We start from the raw sequence: 21,503 nt of genomic DNA, 5'->3' as shown, positions 1-21,503 counted from the left end.
TATTTAGAATTAAAGTACAAAGATAAAGATGTTTTGGTTACAATCTCAAGAGACCTTAATCTTTTAAAATCATATCGCCACGACCTTCTAATATGGTGTAGTTTTTAAACTTAGTATCAGAATCAAAAATATCACCATGCCCATTATTGGCGGTAGCAGATTTGAGACGAACCGGTTGATTTGTAAATAACCATTCTCGTTTTTGGTCGTAATATAACTGTTCTGCAAATAAGCTATCTTTTTGAGGTGTAATTAAGATAACATTACCTTGGAGGTCAATTAAATCGGTGGCATTGTAAACGATTCCATAATCGGCTATTACAATGTTCTTTTGGTTATTCTCATCATAAAGCGACAATCTTAAACCATCAGGAAATTCAGAAAATGAAAACTCACGATTAGAATAATCTAACATTTTCGGGCTTTCCAAATTGGCAATTACACGACCTATTGAATCTTCGGCTTCGGTATATTTGAGATTGATGTTTTTTGCTTCTCCAATAGGTTGATTTTGAAGCACACCTATTTGCTGTACTTCTTTGAAGTTATTTTTACATGAAAAAAACATAGTCACAGCAATAGCTGTGACTATGTATACATTTTTATGTAAAACTCTTGTTTTCATTTAAAGGCTTGGCACTTTTACGCTTCCTCCAATCCAGCAACCTATGCTTATTGTTTCTCCAGCATTTCCTGCTGTAAAAATTTCAGATTTTGTAGGCGCATTGGCATTATAAGATGCTGCAGCTTGATTAGCTGCTTTCTTTAATGCTGGATCTACTCTACCAGCTTTTAAAGCTTCTTGCGCTGCAAACCAGAATACTGCTCTTTTGTTAAAATTAGAATCTCCACAGTTTTTTGCACTCTTTGCATACATAGCTGCAATTTGTAAGTGTGGCGTACCATCTGATGGATTAAGACTTAATACTTCTCTATAGTATTTTCTAGCTGCACCATAGCTTCCTCTTTTCTTAAATCCATTAGCAATTTTCTTTGCTAATCTTGCTTTTTTGAAAGGATCTGATTCTAAATCATAAGCTTGCTTGATATAGCTATCACCTTCCTGATTCTTACCTTCTTTGTATAATATAGTTGCAACGAAGTATTTTGTATCTGATGAAGGAGCAGTAGCATCATAAGCTTTTACTAAATCTATATAAAGTGGATCATCTGTACACTCTTTATTATACATTCTACTTACAGCTCTCTTTAACCAAACAGCATCGTTCTTGTAAGTAGGAAAGTCTTTTTGATATAATGGAATTAAATTCTCACAGTTTGCTAACTGACCTAAATATGTATCTAGACTCCCAGCAATTTTACCATTAGCTTCTAATGATTTTTGGTAAAACGTTTTGTACTTACCATCTTTTTTACTTAATGTTTGTCCGCCTTCTTCTTTCTGAATTAATTTATTCAAAGATTTTGCATGACCTTCATTTAAGTTCTCTAAGAGTTCATTAACATCATCATATTTATCAAATACTCGCTGAAGTTCAAATTTTCCAGCTTTGAATAAATCTACCGTTTTAGTAAAGTATACATATAAGCCTTTAGTACTTTTAAAGTCCTTAGCAAAGTTCTTATAAACATTATCAAAACCATCAAAGATTTGCATATCAGTAAGACCTAAAGCTTTTTGATTCTCATATTGCAATAAAGCTTTTTTCTCTGCAATTTTTCCAGCAGGATATTTACTTGAGAAAAACTCTCCACCCTTATCTAAAAGTGTCATATAATCTTCAACAAAAGCAACTTTTTCAGCTCCTGATGAATTTTCAATTTTATGGTCTAAAATTTTCTCTCCATACTTATAGATAGACAGATTGAACTTTGGACATTTGTTTCTCACTTTCATCCAAGGCTCAAAAGCTTGATCATATTTCTTACTCTTAACAAAGTCGTTCATTAACGTTAGGTTAAGCATGCACTCTTCATCTTGTTGCGCAAAACCGAAATTCGTTGCCATGAACAAAGCTGCTATGATTAATGTAATTCTCGTTTTCATCTTCTGTTTATTTTACGTTAGTTATATTTTCTTTTCTGGAACCATCTATCGTTTAACGACAGACTTATATTCAAATTGAAGAAGTTTTCTTGTATCAAGTTTTGGCTTGTTGTTCCTCGTCTTCCGAACTCTATACCAATATTCGCATTTGAGAATACTTGTCCAACTGGTAATCCTACTCCAAAAGACATGCCAAACTCATTAATGGCTTCGTTATTAATTTCTAAGCCTGTGTTCTCAAAGTGGAAACCTGCTCTGTAGGTTGCTCGTTTCCAATAACTTGAAAATGACGTATAATCTGGAATATAAAACCCTCCAACAGAAAAATTTGAAGCATTTACAAAATTAGCATTTTCTATTGAAACAATCGGATTAGAAAATTCACTTGTATTCTGGCGCGTATATTCAGCACCTATAAACCAATGCCTTGGTTCTCCAATTCCTCCTCCAAAAGAAAACCTAGATGGCAACCTAAGATCTGTTTCTTTTAGACCATCTTCTTGCAAATTAGCATCAAATTCGTTAACCACAAACTCTTGACCTGTTGATTGATTAATTAATATGGTTGCAAAGGAGCGCTCATTAATGGAAGACAAATCACTTACTGGAGAATATGTAGCTCCAGCTTGCAATTCTAATTTTTCATTCAACATCGTTTTATAAGTCAAGCCAATATTGAAATTTAAACCACTTAAGTCTGAACGATTACTTTCTCTAGTTTGATATTGAACAGGATTACCTTCTTCATCGTATACAAACTCAACAACACTATTTTGAATATTTCCGAAGTTATAATTTGCATCAACGCCAACACTCAACTTATCGGTAATTTTATATCCTAATCCTAAAAATGCTCTATTGAGTCCACCTTCTCCTCGATATCTATTTTGGATAACGTCGTCTGAAACATCTTCTAGCTTGTAACCCACAGATGTATAGGGCAGCAATCCAAATCCAAATCCAAAACGACCTAAAGGCATTGACAGTGCTAAATAGTCAAAAGATGTTGCGTTCACTTTAGCATCTCCTGAGTTAGCCTTAAGAGTTGAACTACTATGGCTAGCACCAACAGAAAATTTCACTGGACGGCTTTCATCATTCCATAATTTCAAATTTGGTCCCACATAAGCCGCTGGGTTTCTCAAATTCACATGTACACTATCTGTATAAATGCTTAAGCCTCCCATACTTCTATTTTCAACTGTACCTTTGAATTTCAGGCTTCCTATTCCGTAGAACGAATATGGAGAAGCGGTACCTTCCTGCGCATACGATTGTAAAGCAAAAAAAGCGATGAAAACTATAACAAGTTTTTTTATCATTATTGTGAGTTATATTCTAAAATAAAATTCAAACCTTCTAAAAGAAAATTTGAGTTGGCAAATATGCTATTTTTTAATTGGTTTGACAAGAATTTGGCGTCTCCTCCTGTTAAAATAACTGTTAAATCTGAATATTTTTTAACATATTCATCAATTATGCCATCAATTTCTTTTAAAACGCCTATCACAACTCCAGAGTGAATTGAGTTATGCGTGGAATCTCCAAGGATATCCTTAGGCATTTCTGTATCCAATAACGGTAAATTAGCCGTTAAATTATTTAGCGTTCTATAGCGTAGTCGAATACCCGGAGAAATAGCACCACCTAAATATTCATTATTTATGTTTATAAAATCATACGTAATACAGGTACCAGCATCAATAATGAGTACATTATGGTCTGGAAATTGTTCAACTGAAGCGCTCACTAGAGCAATGCGATCCACGCCCAATGTTGTAGGTGTAGCATATAAATTTTTAAAAGGCAATTTGAGTTGATGTGAGAGCTCAATCACCTCAATTTCAGCTTTCAAAACATCAACATGAGACGATTTTAACCGTCCTACGGACGATACTATAGCAGAATTGATAGCAGGATGCTCTTTAAGAACATCTAAAGCGATGGCTTGAAAATCATTCAACTCACCAACTATCTTCTCCTTGAGTTTGCTTTGATTGTAAACTGCAAACTTAACATAGGTGTTACCAACATCAACAATTAAATTCATACCTATTTTAAAAGTGTTAAAACTACGAAATGAGAAGTCATTTTCGGCAAGTTATTAACCAAATTATAACATTATTTTAGTTGAAATCAATGATTTGAGGTAAGAAACAAATAATTAGTATAAATTTTTATGGTTTCTTTTTGTGAATATTAAAAATGGGTCTATATTTGCACTCGCATTTTTATGCAACTGGTGCCTTAGCTCAGTTGGTAGAGCAAAGGACTGAAAATCCTTGTGTCCCTGGTTCGATTCCTGGAGGCACCACCATCAAAAACCCGATTCATCTGAATCGGGTTTTTTGGTTTTTAACACATTAGAGTAGACAGAGATTCAAATTCGACTTTAAAAGATATAATCAAAGAATATAAAATGTGATGAATGCATCATCTTAAGCCTTACATATTTACTTTTTTACTTTACGTAATTATCATCCCAATTTTTCACATTTGGAGTTCCCAATTTCCCTACAGATTTTGCCACTAGCATTGACACCGCAGCATCACCTGTAACATTAACTGTAGTCCTGCACATATCTAAAGGTCTATCTACAGCAAAAATCAGAGCTAATCCTGCTTCTGGAATACCAGCATAACCAAGAACTCCAACTAGCATAACCATTCCAGCTCCAGGAACCGCAGCACTACCTATAGAAGCTAAAGTTGCTGTAGCGATAATTCCCAATTGAGTTGAGAAGTCTAAATCCATACCAAATGCTTGCGCAATAAACACTGCTGCTACTGCTTGGTACAAACTTGTTCCATCCATATTTATTGTAGCTCCAATCGGCAACACAAAGCTAGCCACTTCTTCTTCCACTCCTAGATGTTCTGTAACACGCTCCATAGTAACTGGTAAAGTTGCAGCACTCGAACTAGTGGAAAAGGCCAAAAGTTGCGCAGGTGAAATTCCATTTATAAAAAACTTTGGTTTCTTCTTAGCAAATATCAATACGAAAGTTGTGTAGATAATTATCATTAAAATGAGTCCAACAACAACTGTTAATGAATACCAACCTAAAGCTTTAAACAAATCTACACTTGGAGATTCTACAACTAATGCAGCAAGCAAAGCAAATACACCATAAGGAGCAGCCAACATAATAAGGTCTACCATTTTTAAAATAACCTCATTAAAACCATCAAAAAAGTGTTTTACTGTTTTGCCTTTTTCTTCAGGAATTAAAATTAACCCTATTCCAAAAAAAACAGCAAAGAAAATAACTTGAAGCATATTGCGGTTACTAGTTGCCGAACTAAAAATATTTTCAGGAACTAAATCTTCTAGAGGTTTTAATGGTCCTGCTTCTTTTTGTGTTTTTGCTGTTTCTTTGTATTTGGTAGTATTATCGCTATAATTACTCACCATTTCTGTTCTAGTGTCTTCAGAAATTGAATACCCAGGGTTCACAATATTAACTAGAAGCAATCCAATTGAAACCGCAATAATTGTAGTCGTTATATAAATTCCAATCGTTCTACCTCCCATTTTTGAAAGCTTAGAAATATCTTTTAAATCTGAAACTCCTTTAATTAAAGCGGCCAGTATTAAAGGGATTGCGATAAGCTTCAAGGAATTAATAAATATTTTACCGAATGGCTTTACCCAATCCTGAATAATTTCTTTTCCACCTTCAAAATTAGTCATTATTAATCCAACAATAACTCCCAAAAGCATTCCCAAAAGTATCTTCCAATGTAAAGCAAGTTTTTTCATATCAGTATTTAATTTAAAATTTTAGAAGCCTTATTGAACTAATTAAAACACACTTTTTAACGCATTACTCATTTTTGCCCACCCATTCACATCATCTCTTAGCTTTGTTTTCTCTTGCTCAATATGAATAAATCTTCCTGATGTAGTAATAGCAGAAGTATTGCAAAAATCGGTTGAATTATTAATTAATCGACCTTGAGTATTAGTAAAGCCTATCAAACGATTCCAATCTTGATCGATATGAGCTAACCTAAACGTAAGTGTATTATCCTCTAATATAAGTGCATCTTTAATTAAAGTGGCATAATCTGTAACTGGAGCTTCTCTAGTACCATTACTCATAATAACATAAGGATCTGTTGGCTGCTTAGCAAAACCATGCAATTGAACAAAAACAGAATTAGTTACATTACTAAATAGATTTTCAGTTGTTTTTTGAAACATAGATGAAATAGTATGTGCCATATCTGAAATCCTAAAAGGAGCATTTGAACCACAAGCACTTGTTGTACCAGAACAGGATGAGGCCAAACTACTATTACAACGATGAGTACCATTAATAAGTAAAGCTTTAGCAGAAGCATCTTTAAAGCAATACACAGCCTCTTTCCCTGTATTTGTATCATATTTAGCATGCGGTGCCATTATAACTAAATTTGCTCTTTCTGGCGTTTTATTAAATACGTATGTTCCCCAAAAATTAGTACCAATCATTTTTTTCTCAAGCACATAAAATATTTGATTTGGGGCACTTGTTGTGTCTGTAAACTCAGTTATTTGATACCCTAAACTTCCAGCATTAGGCACAGCTGTATTTATACTTTCTTGAAGAATATCTGTTATAATCGTATCCCAAAGATTACGCTCAGACAATAGCGGGTCTTCATAATTATTTCCAGAATTTCCAGGAGCGCTATCTATTATATTACCTATATACATTTCTAAGTTTCCTGAAGCCATTTGCAATGTGCTGTTATCAGCTTCAGTAGTGATTGTAACTTCATTACTAAACTCTGACTGATTATTAGCGGCATCCCTAGCTCTCACTTTAAACGTATAAGATGTATTTAGACTTAGATTGTTAATGGTAACACTAGGTATCGTTGAGCTGGTTAAAACCGTATTATTTCTGAATACAGAATAACTTGTAACACCTACATTATCAGTAGCTGGAGTCCAAGTAAAATCTACAGAGGTTTGTGTAATATTTGAGGATGCTAAGTTTAAGGGCTTTGATGGCGCCTCATTATCTACATTAGATTGAGATCCGCTGTCATCATTGGAAGAGCATGTGTAAACCAATACTAATATAATAACTATAATACCTTTTTTAAAAATTTTCATAAATACTAGATTTTATGTTCTTCAGATAAATGTGATGTCTTAGAATTATTATTATTGAACGTTTGCATTAATTGATATACATAAGGAATTTGTTTTTGAAATCGTGTTAAGATATCATTGGATATGTTTTGACGACTAAAGGGTACAACTTTCACATATTCCTGAATTTTATTAGCATCTCTACCATATTTATAATCGTAAGGGAAGCGCCCATCTCCATCGATTAAATTATTGGGATTATCTTTATTAGTTACACTTATATAAAATTCACTGTCTTTTATATTTCCGTTAGGATTAAACAATTGCTCTTGCTTTAAATAGTCATGCAATTCTTTTGCTGTATCTACAGCTGGATCAATCAATTGAATATGTTCTACCATGAAATCACGATAAAGGTATTTACCATTTGCACCTTTATAATTGTATAACTCTTTTAAGATACCATCAATTTCATCAGTCATATATGGATAATGCGTGCATCCCAAAATAATAGATTTCAATTTGTTTTTAGATTTTGACAAACGTATTTGCTCCAATAATGTCACCAAATGATATCTAACATAATTTTCAGCATCATTAATTTGAAGAATAGAGCAATCGTCAGATTTTTCCGAATCACATAACATTTTACTATCATTAAAATCGAAATTATATACATCAAATAGTGTTTTGTCAATTTTAACATCACCTTTCAATCCTGGTCCTTTATAGTCTTTTCGTGGTTTTTTTAAGTTTTTGTCAAAATAATTAGGATCTTCATCAACAGCTTCTGCAATGCCTATTCCTCCTTGTGAAAACACTTCAATATTACCTTTATAACCCATTTTATCTTTCATTTTCACAATGGTATTATGGTAGCCTTTTGACGCAACCGTTCCTGCGGTGGCTAACACCCCTATAATAGCATCTTCATCTTTATTAAGACTTGCTAGAGTTCCTCTAACACCAGCATCAATCACACCAATAACCTTAAGGTTGGAATTCCCCTTTTTTAGTAGTTCTTCAATATATTCTTTACCATATGCGGTTGCAGTATTACAAGCAATGACTAATGCTTTAACTGGTTTTTTATCAGTATTTATTACTTTATCATTAGCATCAGAATAATATTTATTATCCATTAAAAACTGAGCATCTTTTATAATATGCTCTTTTAATAAATCTACTTTATTCTCTTTCGAATAATTTCCGTAGGGCATATTCGCCTGGTCGCCTAAATAAATAAAAGACTCTTTATCAAAGTCGAGTGCACCATCACTCCCATTTTCATGTGAACTATTTTGATTTTCATCGTAATTAACTATTGCCTTAAGAACTGTTAAACCTCCTGTTCCAGAATCAAATATACCAATAGGTAATGTTTTATCCTTAGCAGGATAATTAACCATATCAATATGATAAAAATTGTTTTCATCATTAATTACTGCATCAACAATATTTTGTTCTTTTGCAATAGGTTGTTCAACCTTCTTTGCCTCTTTTTTACAACCTACTAATATCAATGTTGTTAGTAGAAATAATACGTTATAAACCTTTTTCATTGGTATTGTTTTTTTTTAGCACTCTTCCGTTTAATTTATTTGTAAACTCTCCTTTATTAACAGTAATTACACCATTAATAATACTATATTCTAAGCCTTCAGCATATTGAAAAGCATCACTATAATCTGCAACGTCTCTAAATGTGTTTGGATTAAAAATGATGACATCTGCATAATTACCTTCTTTTAATTCTCCTCGCATGGGAATTTTAAAAATAGCTGCTGTTTTAGATGTACTATTATTTATAAAAGATGCCAAGCTTATGATACTATCTTGAGTAACATACTTATAGTATTTCCTTGGAAATGAGCCATACTTGCGTGGATGCCCAGTATTACCATCTGAACCAGTTACGACCCAATCTTGCCTCATAAAATTGTGAATATCATCAGAATTCATATTAAAAGATGCAACGCGAACATATCCTGTTTCAAGAACTGGATAAACAGCTTCTTCTGCTGGAATCTTTAGCAATTCTGCTATTTCTTGAAGTGTTTTTCCGAGGAATACAGAATCATTACATTTTACTACTAGTAGCTTTGTTGGTCCTCCTCGCCTTATAATATTAATTTTTGTGTCTTTAAAAATGCGATCTTTTAATTCTGGCTGTTTAACTCTATATAATAACGAATCTTTGCCACCACTTTCAGCCCATCGAGGAGAAACTGCAGCATTTAAGCTTGTTCCTGATGCATCATATGGATACTGATTTGCTGTTATTTCAATACCTTCCTTTCGAGCATTTTCAACAATCTTTATAATAGAATCACTTTGATGCCATACATCAACACCTAAACATTTAATATGAGAAATATGAATTGGTAATTTAGCTTGTCGTCCAATTTCAATAGCCTCTTGGACGGACGCAACTAACCCTATTGTATTAGAACTTTCATCTCTCAAATGTGTATCATAAACACCATCATTCTTTGCAACAATTTTTGCAAGTGCTATCACTTCTTCTGTGCTTGTATAACTCCCAGGAGAATAATACAAACCCGTTGACATTCCGAAAGCCCCAGCATCCATTTCTTTCTGCATGAGTTCTTGCATTTCTATTATTTGTTCTGGAGTTGGCTCAATATCACTCTTTCCAATTACAGCTTCTAATATTTCATGGTGACCAATAAGTTGTACTGCATTGGTTCCAATGCCTTGTTTTTCATACAACTCTTGGTATGTTTTACTAGGGTAAAAGCTATCACCATCATTACCGATAATTGTAGTTGTGACGCCTTGCATCAAAAATGGTAAATTATGAGCAGTAGACGGATCTTTATATTCTCGATCGGCATGTGTGTGTGGGTCTATAAAACCAGGAGATACTATTAGACCTTTGGCATCTATAATTTCTTTAGCATCTATTAAAACTGAATTTTCATCACCAAAAAATACAATTTTATCATCTTTAATCGCAATGGCATTATTTGTAGCATGAGAATCAATCCCATTATAAACAATCCCATTTAGGATTAAAATATCTGCCTCGATTTTTTCTTTGGAACAAGAAAAAAAACCTACAATAATCAGAAAGAAAAATAATGTTTTAGAGTTCATTGTTTTCAAGTTTTGAAAGCATTGTTTTCATAAATTCATTTGCGTATATTTTGGCCCTAGTCCTAATAACATCTCTGTTTACTTCATCTCCTTCTTCATAAGTTATGGCTTCACAATTAAACCTATTAATAAAATAATTATAACAATAAGGCAACTCTTGACTTCGTCTACGTGCTTCAACTTCAAAGTTGGAATTTCGTTCAATGTTTTGAATCCAATCATGAATTATATTTCTGGACTTAGCAACATGCACAGAATCTAGAACCAATAAATAAGGCCCAGAATAAGATGTATGAAAATCTATAGCAAATTGTACTTTTGTTCCTTTCTTGACTTTATTCTCAATATAATTCTTAACCATTTTTGTTTCAGGTTGCGTAAAACTGTTCCAATCTCTATTTAAATCAACACCTTTGGCATTATGCCTCCAATGTCCTAAATCTGCTCCATCTGGGTTTAATAGAGGAAAGGCGTAAACATTAAAATACTTCCTAAAAGAGTTTGAAGTTGAATTACTACCCATTAAAGCTTCAAAAAAAGCTTTAAACCCTATAGTTCCTCCAGGGATTTCTGGTGGATGCTGCCGAGCAATTAATACCACCGAATTACTAATAACTTCTCTATCTAATTCAATACAATAATTATTATTATTTAAGACTGTTTGTCCTGCCACCACTTTTTTAAGTTCAGGATTCTTATTTACAATTGAATCTAACCATAAATAAGTGTCTTGAGAGGTTTCTAATTCCTGAGCTGCAACATATAGTTTTTGAGGTGACACCTTGAGCTTAATCGTTGTTTTACCAGAAAGCGTATCTAAAAATACATGATTGGAATCTATGCTCTTCCAAGTTGTCTTATCTAGACTTAACTTGGGAATGTATCTATGAGTATAATTTCCGTAATTTAATGTCACATGAATCCATTTTTGTGTTTCACTCAATACTGAAAACGCAAACCAAGGACTCTTATTAACAGGCTCAAAAGCTGGGTTAATATAAACCTCAAAAGCACTATCGTTATATGAAACAACACTATCCATACTAGCTCCTAGAAATGATGCATCAAACAACACGTCCTGATTCTTTTTTGAACATGACGAAATGCTTACAAAGAAGATTAGCAGGTATGTAAATTTTATTAGTTTCATTTAATTTATAAATCCAGGAACAGCGATATCTGCCATGGTATGCAACCCTGGAGGCGCTTTCAAAATACTATTTATACAATTAATCGTAATAGCACAAGTTGCAATGTCACCATTAATTCCACCTTCAATTTCCGAAGTGAAATTTGGAACGCCTTTTATCGTAACTTTATCGTAAGATCGAGGTTCTCCGATAGCTGCTTTAAAGCGCATCTTTATTTTACATTCATCATCTTTATAACCATAGGCAATTTGTTCTACCCCTCTTGCATTACCAATTTTAACTTTAATTGCTTTAGATTCAACTTCTACTTTTGCAATAACTGGGTCTAAAGTTTCTGTAACTCGATCTAGTTCTAAACCAATAGTTTTTGCCAATAGATAAACGGATTCTTGTAGTCCTACATGTCGTAAAGTTCCTATTTCTTGTTTCTTCTTAAATGCTTGTAAATCCAGACCTGCTCCAATTTTTTGTTGAAAAGGAATACGCCTTGGCGTAGCATCTTGAATTCGCTCTATTGTTATATGTTCAATTTCTTTTGAAATTGAAGAGAAGACAGATGGCAAATAATCCATTAAAAAGCCAGGGTTTACACCTGTTCCTAAACAAGCTATATTATTTTTTTTACAGATAACATCTAGCCTGTTACTTAATTCTGGCTGCAAATTCCATGGATAAGACAACTCTTCACAAGTAGAAATTACAGGAATTCCAAATTTAGCAACCTCCTCAATTTGAGGAATTATTTTATTAAGACTAGACACTGTTGTTATTATTGCTACATCAGGTATTAAACTTAAGGCATCAATAGCCTCCTTTACAGAAGCAAAAACTCTAATATCGCTAGACAAGCTACTATCTAAATCTGATAGTTTGTTATCAATCACACTAGGGTTTATATCAACTCCTGCAATAGTTTTTACACTTTTTTTTGCAACTATATACTTTGCGATCTGAACACCTAAAGGGCCAAAACCTATTTGTAAAACATGTATCATATTAAGCGTTAAAAAAAAGAGGTCGATCAAATAACACTATCATTTAAGCAACCTCCTTTTTGACTAAATCAAATCTATATTTGTCGTATTTCGATATGACTCTTGCTATTAAGCTAAAAGTCATATGACTGAACAGTTTTTAATCTTCAGTTTCGTAAACAATAACATTATCGATATCAATAGACTCTGGTGTAGCTCCTCCAGAACCTTCTAAAACCAATTGATAAGAGCGTACTCCAGTTAAAAATCCAGTATTATATGTGTTCCATACACCAGCAACTGCTTCAACCTCATCATCAAAAATATTTACCATTTCAATCACGTCACTTCCAGAATCAGTTGTAATATTAACATATGCATGAAAACCATCTAGTGCTTCCCATGAAGTATCATTAAAGAATGCTTGAAAAGAAATACCAGAATTTTCTTGGCCATCCGGAACATCAACAACATCAAAAGTAATTCTAATCATTCCATCAATATCCTCCATATGAAATCCTTGAGTCCCATCAGGATAAGCCTCATAATCTTCTAACAGACTGTAAACACCTATACGTTCAGCAGTAAAACCTAAACCACTACTACTAATTCCAGGAACAGCAATATATTCTGTATTAAATCCAATCTCATCTTCAGGACTAGTTCCTGTTGCTGTAAAATCAACAAAAGGTGGGTTAGCTCCATTCACCAAATCTCCAGTTTCATCAGCGCCTCCATTTCTAACATAAGGCTCATCATTTGGTCCAATAGTTACTTCTTCGAAAGACGTCATTCTTACAGTTTTCGCAGGAGGTTGAAAAAATGTGACATTAAACTCAATAGCATCTCTTAATCCTGTTGCTTTCAAACGCACTGTTGAATCTCCTCCCAGATTAACATTGTTTTCATCTAAATCTGGTGTCTCTCCTGAAAATGTTCCTGTAGGCGTTGTAATTAATGCGACAAAAGTAAATTCGGTGTCTAAGGAAACATCGTCATTAGAAATCCCTAAAGCACTTGTAATATCATTTACAGATATGTTGAGATTGGTTGGAAAATTATTCAATATTAAAAAATCTGTCACTACTATATCTTCATAAAATAAATTTAATGAATAACTTATGATATTATTATTAGGATCAACCAGCTCTTCTGAAACCATTGCTGTATCCAATTCAAGTATATTTAAATTCAACGTTGTTGGCGCTTCTTTAAATTGAACAAATCCTCCTCTAACTGCAATATCTTCTAACAAATTATTATCATCTGAACAACCTGTGACTATAAGAAAGCAAGCCATTATTTTTATTATTGTTTTTTTCATAATCATAGCGTATTAATTAATAAATCCGTCTGGGTTTTTATCCCAAAACACTTTATCTGTTATTGGTTTTTGTGAAATTGAAGTATTTAAATTCACAGCGTCTTCTGCATATCGGAAAGTTCTCGGAAATGTTGGCATAGCATTATCAATTGGAATTTGAATATTTGAAGGAAACCCTGTTCTTCGATAAGCATTATAAGCTTCAATAGAGTTTCCATAGGTTGCAAGATAATATTCAGTAATTATGACATCTAACTTTGCCGCATTATCACTAGCTGCATTATAATTATTAATTACCTCAGCAACATAATCGTCAACATCCGAATTAGTAGCTTCAAATGTTGAAGAAACCCCTCCAAAGCCTAATACTTTAGTCATTGAAGCTCTTACAGCTTCTTCTAACAACACCACAGGATCACCTGTTGTACCTAACATTAAGGCAGATTCTGCCATCAAGAATTTCATATTAGATGAAGTCAATATTGGTAAAAACCCTGCGCCTCCTAAATTAGACGTATCTGGCGTACCATCAAATTGATCCTCATCAAAAGCCCCACCTCCAGGATATATTCCATAAGCAGTTCTAAATAAATTATCGCCTCGACCTGTACGACCTTCTCCATGATCTAATCCCCAATATTGATCTCCCACATAACAAAATCCAATCATAGGGTCATCTTGACCACAAGCAAGGTACGGAGGACCACTAAATGGATCAAGATCAGATTGTCTGTATAGATAGTAACGAATTCTAGGGTCACTTATACTTTTTGAATCTTTTAACATGAACATAAAGTAGTTACCAATGTATTGAGAAAATCCATTAATATATGCTCTAGTAAAATAAGGATGTCTACTCTCTGGTTCTTCAACAGCAGCGAACGTATATACAAAATCTTCTGATTCAGTATCTATGATATCTGAATTAATAAGCGCATTAATTTCACCTTCTAAATCTGATATATTAAGATCTCCACTTGCCATTCTAGTTTGAATAAGCAGTCTAAGTTTAAACGAATTTGCGAATGCAATCCAATTATCCTTATTACTATTATAAAACAAATCTGAAGAGACGTCAAATGTCGCCGCTTCAATATCAAATTTTGCTTGATCAATATCTTCAAGTACCATTTTATATAATTCAACACCACTATCAAGTTCGGGATCTGAAAATTCTCCTGGATTGGTAGCTTGAGAAAAAGGAATATTACCTACATAATCTACCATTGTAATTGTTAAATATCCCATTAAAAGTTTATTAATAGCATTATGAAACAATAGATTATCATTATCTGTCGCCTGAGCATTAATGGTTCTAGAAACAATCAAGGCTTCATAAAAACGCTCCCATTCTGTATTTAAAACATTAGCTTCTACAACATCACTATAGGTGTCGGTCATTGCTTCATAACGCATTATGTCATCTGTATTTAGCGTCATATCACCCATAATATCTTGAAATAAGTATTGTAATTCATTTAACAAGAATTCTGGATTAGCACTATCTGGTGTTAATAGGTTAGGGTTATCTTGAAGGTCAAAATCATTTACTTCACAACCAAATAATAAAAGTGAAGAGATGATACTTAAACTTATATATTTTTTTATTTTCATCATGTTTTCTTATAATTTAATTAAAAAGTGAATGTCATTCCCAATGCAAATCGTTTACTAGATGGAATATTATTTCTACCTAAACCACCATCATTTTCAGGATCATAATTAACATACTTTGGAAAATTAGGCGCTACGTACCATAAGTTTCTACCTGTCAAGGTAATATCAATTCTTTCAAACGGAATTTTTTGACCTTTTTTTCTTATGAGAGCATACCCAAAGGCAATTTCTCTAATACGAAAAACTGATGCATCCCACATACTTAAATCATTGGCATTGTAATAATTTGAAAAAACGGTTCTTAGTCCATTTAACTGAAATGTATTTGGAATTGGGTTTCCACTAGGATCTAATAGAATTTCTCCTGTTTCGTCATCTCCTAAAAATCCTGGAATAACAAATGACCCTTCTCTATTTTCAGTATCTCTTGTAACACCACGTTCTAATAAGTCTTCAACAGATCTAGAAGAAATGTCTCCACCATGTCTGTATTCTATTTGAGCGCTAAAGGTGAAATTTTTATAACTCAAACTATTTATAGTTGTTAATCTCCAATCGGGATTAGGGTCTCCAATCACTTTATCATCAAGTCCAACATCAGAGCTTGTAATAACTTCTCCAACTCTAGAGCTAGAACCATTTCCACTAATAAGCAAATTTCCATTTTCATCTCTTAATGCATAATCTCCAATTATCACGCCTAGAGGTTGACCTTCTACAGCCCATCTATCTGTACCTAAAGACACATTACCTCCTCCAGGTCTAGTCTCAACCACTAAAGACTCTGTTGCAGTGAAAATATTACGGAGATTCCACCTAAAGTTATCATTTTTTATAACATCAATACCTAAGTCGATTTCGATACCTTCATTATCAATTCTTCCTAAATTAAGAAATTGAGAATCGAAGCCCGTTGAAGGTGCTAATGGTGAATCTACAATTTGATCTTCAGACACTCTTTTATATAGAGATGTTTCAAAAGTAACTCGGTTTTTAAATAATTTTGCTTCTATACCTATTTCAAATTCTCTATGCAATTCAGGTTTCAAATCTGGATTAGCAAACGTTCTACTAAATCTATTTGTTACTGGCAATGTCCCATCGGCTGCAGCAAATCTATTCGCATCTATGACCAATGCATCTCTTGTTCTATAGGGTTCTGGAAATCCTGAAGATGTTGCATAAGCTCCTCTAATTTTTAGATAATTTATAACATCACCACCAAAGTCGAATGCAGAGGTTGGGATAAATGAAAGAGATACACCTGGATAGAATAATGATCTATTATCCTCTTCAACAGTACTTCCCCAATCGTTTCTTCCAGAAAGCGTAGCATATAAGTAATTTTTGTAACCAAATTGAAATTGTCCAAATACACCCGCAATATTTTCATCTGTTGTTGCAAATGAAGACTCTGTAAAACCGAAATTACTAGGTCTTAGAAAATCATAAACTATTTGACCTTGTGAATCAGATGACAGACGCTTCCTTTTTGATAGTTTAGAATTAACACCAACTTGCGCTTCTAAATTTAAATCTTCAGTTAAGTTTTTATTATAACCCAAAATTAAAGTTTGATCAACTACAACTTCTTTTTGGTAATCTATGTTAAGGTATCCTGTCCTAAAAGCATCATCTCTAAAACCACCTTTATTTGAGTAATCAAATGTATCTAATTGCTCGTTGTCATAACCAACTCTATACGCTAAATTTAAGTCATCATTGAATTGATAATTTGCATTAAAGGTTCCAAATACTCTAACAATGTCATCATTTATTCCAGAATTATTTAATACCCATAAAGGGTTAGTGTCATTTCTATAATAAACAGATGCTCCTGTTAATGGATTTTGATATGGTAACTCAGTTAAATCAATATTTCTTGGCAAATAAAATGTACGTCTAAATATCTCCTGAGACTGAACACGATTAACCTTTCTAGTCGAATAATTTAGTGTTGCAGAAATGTTTAACTTATCTGTTACTTGAGCATTTCCACCAATACCTAAATTAAATCGTTTCAAATCATTATGAGCAATTATACCTTCTTCATCTGTATAACCAGCTGAAATATTAAAGGCCAACTTTTCTTTTGTTGTCGACACATTAAGCGCATAAATATTACCAACTCCAGTATTAAAAACATTTTCTACATTATTCCTTTTGGCTGTATAAGGAACAGTAGCATCTGTATATTCAGGAAAAACACTACTCAAGCCAGCATAAGGATGAGGCACCTCATCTAATTCAGAAAATGCTGGTCCCCAAACCGATAAGAATGTTGGTATAAAATTACCTTCTTGACCCTGACCATATTTATTTTGATAATCTGGCAATTGTGATACTGAATTGATATATGTAGTTGTAGAAAAAGAAGCCGTTGTCTTACTTTCACCTAAACTCGCATTACCACTTTTGGTTTGAATTAAAATAACACCATTTCTACCTTCTGTTCCATAAAGTACTGCTGCATTAAAACCTTTTAACACGCTCATACTTTTAATATCATTTGGATCAATATCTCTCAACAATCCATTAAAAGGCACATTATTTACAATAATTAATGGACTATTAACACCTGTAAGTGAAATATTCCCTCTTATCCTAATTGGAGAAGAAGATCCTGTTTGACCATTTGCAGATGAAATATTTACACCAGCTATTTTTCCTTGCAGTGTCCTAGCCAAATCGGCTTCTGGTCGCTTTTCAACATCCTTAGACTCAAGTTTAGAAATTGCATACCCCAAAGCTTTTTTAGATTTTTTTATCCCTTGTGCTGTAATAACTACCTCATCTAAGGACTCACTATCTTCAACTAAAGTTACATCTATTTGGGTTTGTTCTCCAACAGTAATTTCCTGTGTTTTAAAACCTAAATAACTAATCACCAAAATATCTTCTGGATTAGCACTTATTGTGTAATTCCCATCAAAATCTGTTGACGCTCCATTACTTGTACCCTTTACAACAATATTAACACCAGGCAAAGGCATACCAGTATTGTCAATCACAGTTCCTGTTATTGTATTTTGCGCATACGAAAACGAACACATCAATACGACAGCAAGAATTGAAAAAATTATTTTTTTATTCATACTTTTTAGAGTTAGTTAATAATTATTTTTAGTTAAAATTCTCATCATTTGTTGTGCTGAAACACGACCTATTAATTCAATTTTATCCTTAGGTGTTGCGTCTCCTATTTCATAAGTAATACCTACAGCATTATGGCCGTATAAGAACCAACCTTTTGATACTGGTTTAGTGCTATTACCTGCAGCTTCATTAACTTTATAACCAGAAATATTTGATTCGAGAGCATCAAACCAATCTTCAATAAAATGGGGCAATGTTGTATTCTCTCTAATTTTATTTGTGTAAAACACATCTTCATATGTGGAATGAAAATCTAGTCCTAAAACAATAGTTCCATTATATTTTTTACTTTGTTTAGTAATAAATGAAACAATATTTTTTATCTCAGGCTGTCTATATTTTGACCAATCACGATTTGTATCTACGCCATTTGCATTATGCCTCCAATGTCCTAAATCAACTCCATCTGGATTAACAATAGGAAAGGCCAAAACTCTATACTTATTAAGGAATTCATCAGTCAATTGATTATCATTTAAAATGGCACTTAAAAACGATTGGAACGCAAAAAAACCTGTCACTTCTGGTGGATGTTGACGAGTTAATAATACAATTATTGGTTTATTCTTTTTTGCTCCTTTGTATATATCTAAAACAGGTATTGGTCGACCTTGTTTTGAATTCCCAACCTGACTTAATTGTACATGTGTTTTATTCTTTATTAAATTTTTATACCAGTTTTCGGTATCATGAGATGTAACTATTTGTTGAGCACAAACCAATGTAGTGTCCTTAGAAACATTCAATCTTACGGTAACATCCTCTCCTTCTTCAAAAACATTAGTCTCACTTAACACATACCAATCTCCATCAGCTGTTTTTAATTTTGGTGTATATCTATGTTTAAAACCTTTAGGGTATTCGAATTTAAAATACACTGTTTTATCAGAATTAGACCAAACCTTGAACGCGTAATAAGCGCTATTATTTATTGGACTATTTTCTGGAGTAATAATTAGTTTTACTGTTGAATCATTAAGTTTTTCAAAACCATTTAATCTTGCTCCATCAAATTCATTTGATGCGAATACTCCCATATTATTAAGAGAATAGATTTGCTTTTTCTGATATTGAATGGTTTTGTTATTTGTATCAACAGGAGTTTTAAATCCCACCTCTTTTACGCCTGAACATCCAGTTAAAACGAAAAGAACAAATAATATTCTAATAGATAAAAATTGATATATAGTTGGCTTCATTATTATTAAATAATTATAAAAGTAACCAAAGAATAAGCTATATTGTACATACCAATTTTATAATAAAACACATACCAATTTGCATTTTAACATAAAAAATATACTAATCACTAATGGTTTTGATCTTATAAACAATACTAACAATATTTATTTCAATCTATACGAATCATTAAAAAAAGCTATCATTAAAAGGTACTTAGAAGAAAACTTTAAATTACCTCCAACACGGGTTTTATCTAAAGATTTGAATGTATCTCGTAGTACGGTTATTAAAGCATACGACATCCTAGTATTAGAAAAGTTCATTAAATCCAAACCAGGTTCTGGTTACTATGTAGCGTCTTTAAAAAATAAAAAATTTAATCACAATTTAAATGCAAACCAAACAGAAGGTAATTATCCTAAAATATCAAAAAGAGGGTTAGCGTTTAAGAAAAACATTCAATTAATAACTAATCGACCTAAAGGAATTGCCTTTAGACCTGGGCTACCTCCACTAGATATTTTTCCTGTACAACAATGGAAAAATCTTTCAAATGATTATTGGAAAACAGTAAAAGCTTCAGAACTTTCTTATTCAAATACACTTGGATTAGAATGCCTAAGAGAAAGTATTTCAAACTATTTAAAAATTTATAGAAATATTGATTGTAATCCTAATCAAATAATTATTACAACCGGTTCACTCCATTCTCTTTCATTAATTAGTAATTCATTAATTGATAAAAATGATAATGTTGTAATAGAAAATCCAACATACCCGCACGCATACAACTTATTTCATAGCTTAAAGGCCAAAATCCATACATCAAAAATTGATAATGAAGGCATAATAATTAAGGATGTTAAATGTGTGAACCCAAAACTCATATACACAACCCCTTCTAATCAGTATCCTACAGGAATAAAAATGAGTCTTAAACGTAGATCTGAACTATTAAAATGGGCGTCTGCTAACAACTCATTAATTATTGAAGATGATTACGATCATGAATTTAGCAATTGGGAAAAACCATTGTCTTCAATGTTTAGTTTAGATAGACAAGAACGTGTGGTTTATTTAGGCACCTTTAACAAACTTATGCATCCATCCATTCGATTGGGATATATGATATTACCAGATTTTTTAATTGACACCGTTAGAGCTTTATATGAGCAATCTAGTAGATTTGTTTCTCCTTCTCAACAAAAAATATTAAATGATTTTATTGAAAAAGACTACCTAAACAAGCATTTAAGAAAAGTAATTCAGGTATCGATACAACGTAAATCATTATTCTTAAAACATTTCAATGATGCGTTTGAAAATGATATAATTATAAATTCCGAAAATTCCGGACTGCATATTATCGGTAATTTAAAAGCTAATATTGAAGATGTTAAACTTTCAGATTTATTAAGTCAAAAAGGTATAATTGCTCACCCATTTTCTAACTATTTCGTAAATGGAAAAAAAGAAAATGGACTTGTAATGGGTTATTGTTCAGTTAATCACAAAGTGATTAAAGAAACCATAATTAAAATGAAAGCCGGTTATTCAAACTACTTAAAATAACCACATTAATAAAAATATCTAACAAACTAAATTTTGATTTATAAAATCCTTTTCTAATCTTTGACTCTACAAATGCAAAAACACAGTTTAAATATCATTTCTATTTGTGTCGTGATTATATCACCAACATATGGGATGCTATAGTAAATTAAAAACATAAAAATTATTTAAGCCTTCTACAACCGGAAGGCTTTTTTATTTAAGTATGAACGTATTACTAATCATTATTAAAAACATTGTCATTATAGACTCCAGTTAGTTGATACAGCATGATATGTGATAAATCCAAGCCTGTATCAAATAGATTCAGGTT

The 21,503-nt window shown here is 32.5% G+C and carries 15 protein-coding genes and 1 tRNA gene; 2 read left to right on the top strand and 14 right to left on the bottom strand.

Annotated elements, in window-relative coordinates; translation table 11 throughout:
* Positions 1 to 55 precede the first annotated feature (55 nt).
* The 4 genes from lptC to ACTU6T_RS08920 are packed head-to-tail and all read right to left on the bottom strand — an operon-like array spanning position 56 to position 4,058.
* Positions 56 to 625: an LPS export ABC transporter periplasmic protein LptC gene (gene lptC / locus ACTU6T_RS08935; RefSeq protein ID WP_460217869.1), complete on the bottom strand. Its 570-nt coding sequence runs from the start codon at positions 623 to 625 to the stop codon at positions 56 to 58.
* The gene (locus ACTU6T_RS08930; protein WP_460217868.1) at positions 626 to 2,008 is read right to left on the bottom strand and encodes a tetratricopeptide repeat protein; all 1,383 of its coding nucleotides are present in this window, start codon (positions 2,006 to 2,008) and stop codon (positions 626 to 628) included.
* Between the two features lie 17 nt (positions 2,009 to 2,025).
* Positions 2,026 to 3,330, bottom strand: coding sequence for a hypothetical protein (locus ACTU6T_RS08925; RefSeq protein ID WP_460217867.1), 1,305 nt, complete (start codon positions 3,328 to 3,330; stop codon positions 2,026 to 2,028).
* Positions 3,330 to 4,058: a type III pantothenate kinase gene (locus tag ACTU6T_RS08920; RefSeq protein ID WP_460217866.1), complete on the bottom strand. Its 729-nt coding sequence runs from the start codon at positions 4,056 to 4,058 to the stop codon at positions 3,330 to 3,332. The genes ACTU6T_RS08925 and ACTU6T_RS08920 overlap by 1 nt, the downstream gene beginning before the upstream one ends.
* Before the next feature lie 191 nt (positions 4,059 to 4,249).
* On the opposite strand from ACTU6T_RS08920, the gene ACTU6T_RS08915 reads away from it, so the two are divergent.
* Positions 4,250 to 4,325: transfer RNA gene (locus tag ACTU6T_RS08915), tRNA-Phe, on the top strand.
* Between the two features lie 144 nt (positions 4,326 to 4,469).
* Here the strand turns inward: ACTU6T_RS08915 and ACTU6T_RS08910 are convergent.
* The 10 genes from ACTU6T_RS08910 to ACTU6T_RS08865 all read right to left on the bottom strand — a co-directional run bounded on the left by ACTU6T_RS08910 (position 4,470) and on the right by ACTU6T_RS08865 (position 19,635).
* Positions 4,470 to 5,771 (bottom strand): dicarboxylate/amino acid:cation symporter, encoded by a 1,302-nt coding sequence (locus ACTU6T_RS08910; RefSeq protein ID WP_460217865.1) that lies wholly within the window; start codon positions 5,769 to 5,771, stop codon positions 4,470 to 4,472.
* A gap of 42 nt (positions 5,772 to 5,813) precedes the next feature.
* Positions 5,814 to 7,115, bottom strand: a complete 1,302-nt coding sequence (locus ACTU6T_RS08905; protein ID WP_460217864.1) for a fibronectin type III domain-containing protein — start codon at positions 7,113 to 7,115, stop codon at positions 5,814 to 5,816.
* A gap of 5 nt (positions 7,116 to 7,120) precedes the next feature.
* Positions 7,121 to 8,656: a glutamate racemase gene (locus ACTU6T_RS08900; protein WP_460217863.1), complete on the bottom strand. Its 1,536-nt coding sequence runs from the start codon at positions 8,654 to 8,656 to the stop codon at positions 7,121 to 7,123.
* Positions 8,640 to 10,214: an N-acyl-D-amino-acid deacylase family protein gene (locus ACTU6T_RS08895; RefSeq protein WP_460217862.1), complete on the bottom strand. Its 1,575-nt coding sequence runs from the start codon at positions 10,212 to 10,214 to the stop codon at positions 8,640 to 8,642. Before ACTU6T_RS08895 ends, ACTU6T_RS08900 begins: the two co-directional genes overlap by 17 nt.
* Entirely contained in the window at positions 10,204 to 11,364 is a 1,161-nt protein-coding gene (locus tag ACTU6T_RS08890; protein ID WP_460217861.1) for a M14 family metallopeptidase, read from the bottom strand. Before ACTU6T_RS08890 ends, ACTU6T_RS08895 begins: the two co-directional genes overlap by 11 nt.
* Positions 11,365 to 12,360, bottom strand: coding sequence for an NAD(P)H-dependent amine dehydrogenase family protein (locus tag ACTU6T_RS08885; protein WP_460217860.1), 996 nt, complete (start codon positions 12,358 to 12,360; stop codon positions 11,365 to 11,367).
* A 139-nt stretch (positions 12,361 to 12,499) separates the two neighbouring features.
* A complete protein-coding gene (locus tag ACTU6T_RS08880) occupies positions 12,500 to 13,663 on the bottom strand; it encodes a hypothetical protein (RefSeq protein ID WP_460217859.1) in 1,164 nt (387 codons plus the stop codon).
* A 12-nt stretch (positions 13,664 to 13,675) separates the two neighbouring features.
* Positions 13,676 to 15,280 carry a SusD/RagB family nutrient-binding outer membrane lipoprotein gene (locus ACTU6T_RS08875; RefSeq protein ID WP_460217858.1) on the bottom strand — a complete coding sequence of 535 codons (1,605 nt, stop codon included), beginning with the start codon at positions 15,278 to 15,280 and terminating at the stop codon, positions 13,676 to 13,678.
* Between the two features lie 17 nt (positions 15,281 to 15,297).
* Entirely contained in the window at positions 15,298 to 18,375 is a 3,078-nt protein-coding gene (locus tag ACTU6T_RS08870) for a SusC/RagA family TonB-linked outer membrane protein (protein ID WP_460217857.1), read from the bottom strand.
* A 15-nt stretch (positions 18,376 to 18,390) separates the two neighbouring features.
* Positions 18,391 to 19,635: a M14 family metallopeptidase gene (locus ACTU6T_RS08865; RefSeq protein WP_460217856.1), complete on the bottom strand. Its 1,245-nt coding sequence runs from the start codon at positions 19,633 to 19,635 to the stop codon at positions 18,391 to 18,393.
* A gap of 79 nt (positions 19,636 to 19,714) precedes the next feature.
* On the opposite strand from ACTU6T_RS08865, the gene pdxR reads away from it, so the two are divergent.
* Positions 19,715 to 21,190 carry a MocR-like pyridoxine biosynthesis transcription factor PdxR gene (gene pdxR, locus ACTU6T_RS08860; RefSeq protein ID WP_460217855.1) on the top strand — a complete coding sequence of 492 codons (1,476 nt, stop codon included), beginning with the start codon at positions 19,715 to 19,717 and terminating at the stop codon, positions 21,188 to 21,190.
* Positions 21,191 to 21,503 lie beyond the last annotated feature (313 nt).

The organism is Psychroserpens citreus (assembly GCF_055686305.1).
Note: the sequence above shows the minus strand (reverse complement) of the source record. Positions and strands in the feature narration are given on the sequence as shown.

Excerpts from the sequence above, each read along its gene's own strand:
- lptC (WP_460217869.1), bottom strand. The coding sequence starts at position 625 with ATGAAAACAAGAGTTTTACATAAAAATGTATACATAGTCACAGCTATT.
- ACTU6T_RS08930 (WP_460217868.1), bottom strand. The coding sequence starts at position 2,008 with ATGAAAACGAGAATTACATTAATCATAGCAGCTTTGTTCATGGCAACG.
- ACTU6T_RS08925 (WP_460217867.1), bottom strand. The coding sequence starts at position 3,330 with ATGATAAAAAAACTTGTTATAGTTTTCATCGCTTTTTTTGCTTTACAA.
- ACTU6T_RS08920 (WP_460217866.1), bottom strand. The coding sequence starts at position 4,058 with ATGAATTTAATTGTTGATGTTGGTAACACCTATGTTAAGTTTGCAGTT.
- ACTU6T_RS08910 (WP_460217865.1), bottom strand. The coding sequence starts at position 5,771 with ATGAAAAAACTTGCTTTACATTGGAAGATACTTTTGGGAATGCTTTTG.
- ACTU6T_RS08905 (WP_460217864.1), bottom strand. The coding sequence starts at position 7,115 with ATGAAAATTTTTAAAAAAGGTATTATAGTTATTATATTAGTATTGGTT.
- ACTU6T_RS08900 (WP_460217863.1), bottom strand. The coding sequence starts at position 8,656 with ATGAAAAAGGTTTATAACGTATTATTTCTACTAACAACATTGATATTA.
- ACTU6T_RS08895 (WP_460217862.1), bottom strand. The coding sequence starts at position 10,214 with ATGAACTCTAAAACATTATTTTTCTTTCTGATTATTGTAGGTTTTTTT.
- ACTU6T_RS08890 (WP_460217861.1), bottom strand. The coding sequence starts at position 11,364 with ATGAAACTAATAAAATTTACATACCTGCTAATCTTCTTTGTAAGCATT.
- ACTU6T_RS08885 (WP_460217860.1), bottom strand. The coding sequence starts at position 12,360 with ATGATACATGTTTTACAAATAGGTTTTGGCCCTTTAGGTGTTCAGATC.
- ACTU6T_RS08880 (WP_460217859.1), bottom strand. The coding sequence starts at position 13,663 with ATGAAAAAAACAATAATAAAAATAATGGCTTGCTTTCTTATAGTCACA.
- ACTU6T_RS08875 (WP_460217858.1), bottom strand. The coding sequence starts at position 15,280 with ATGATGAAAATAAAAAAATATATAAGTTTAAGTATCATCTCTTCACTT.
- ACTU6T_RS08870 (WP_460217857.1), bottom strand. The coding sequence starts at position 18,375 with ATGAATAAAAAAATAATTTTTTCAATTCTTGCTGTCGTATTGATGTGT.
- ACTU6T_RS08865 (WP_460217856.1), bottom strand. The coding sequence starts at position 19,635 with ATGAAGCCAACTATATATCAATTTTTATCTATTAGAATATTATTTGTT.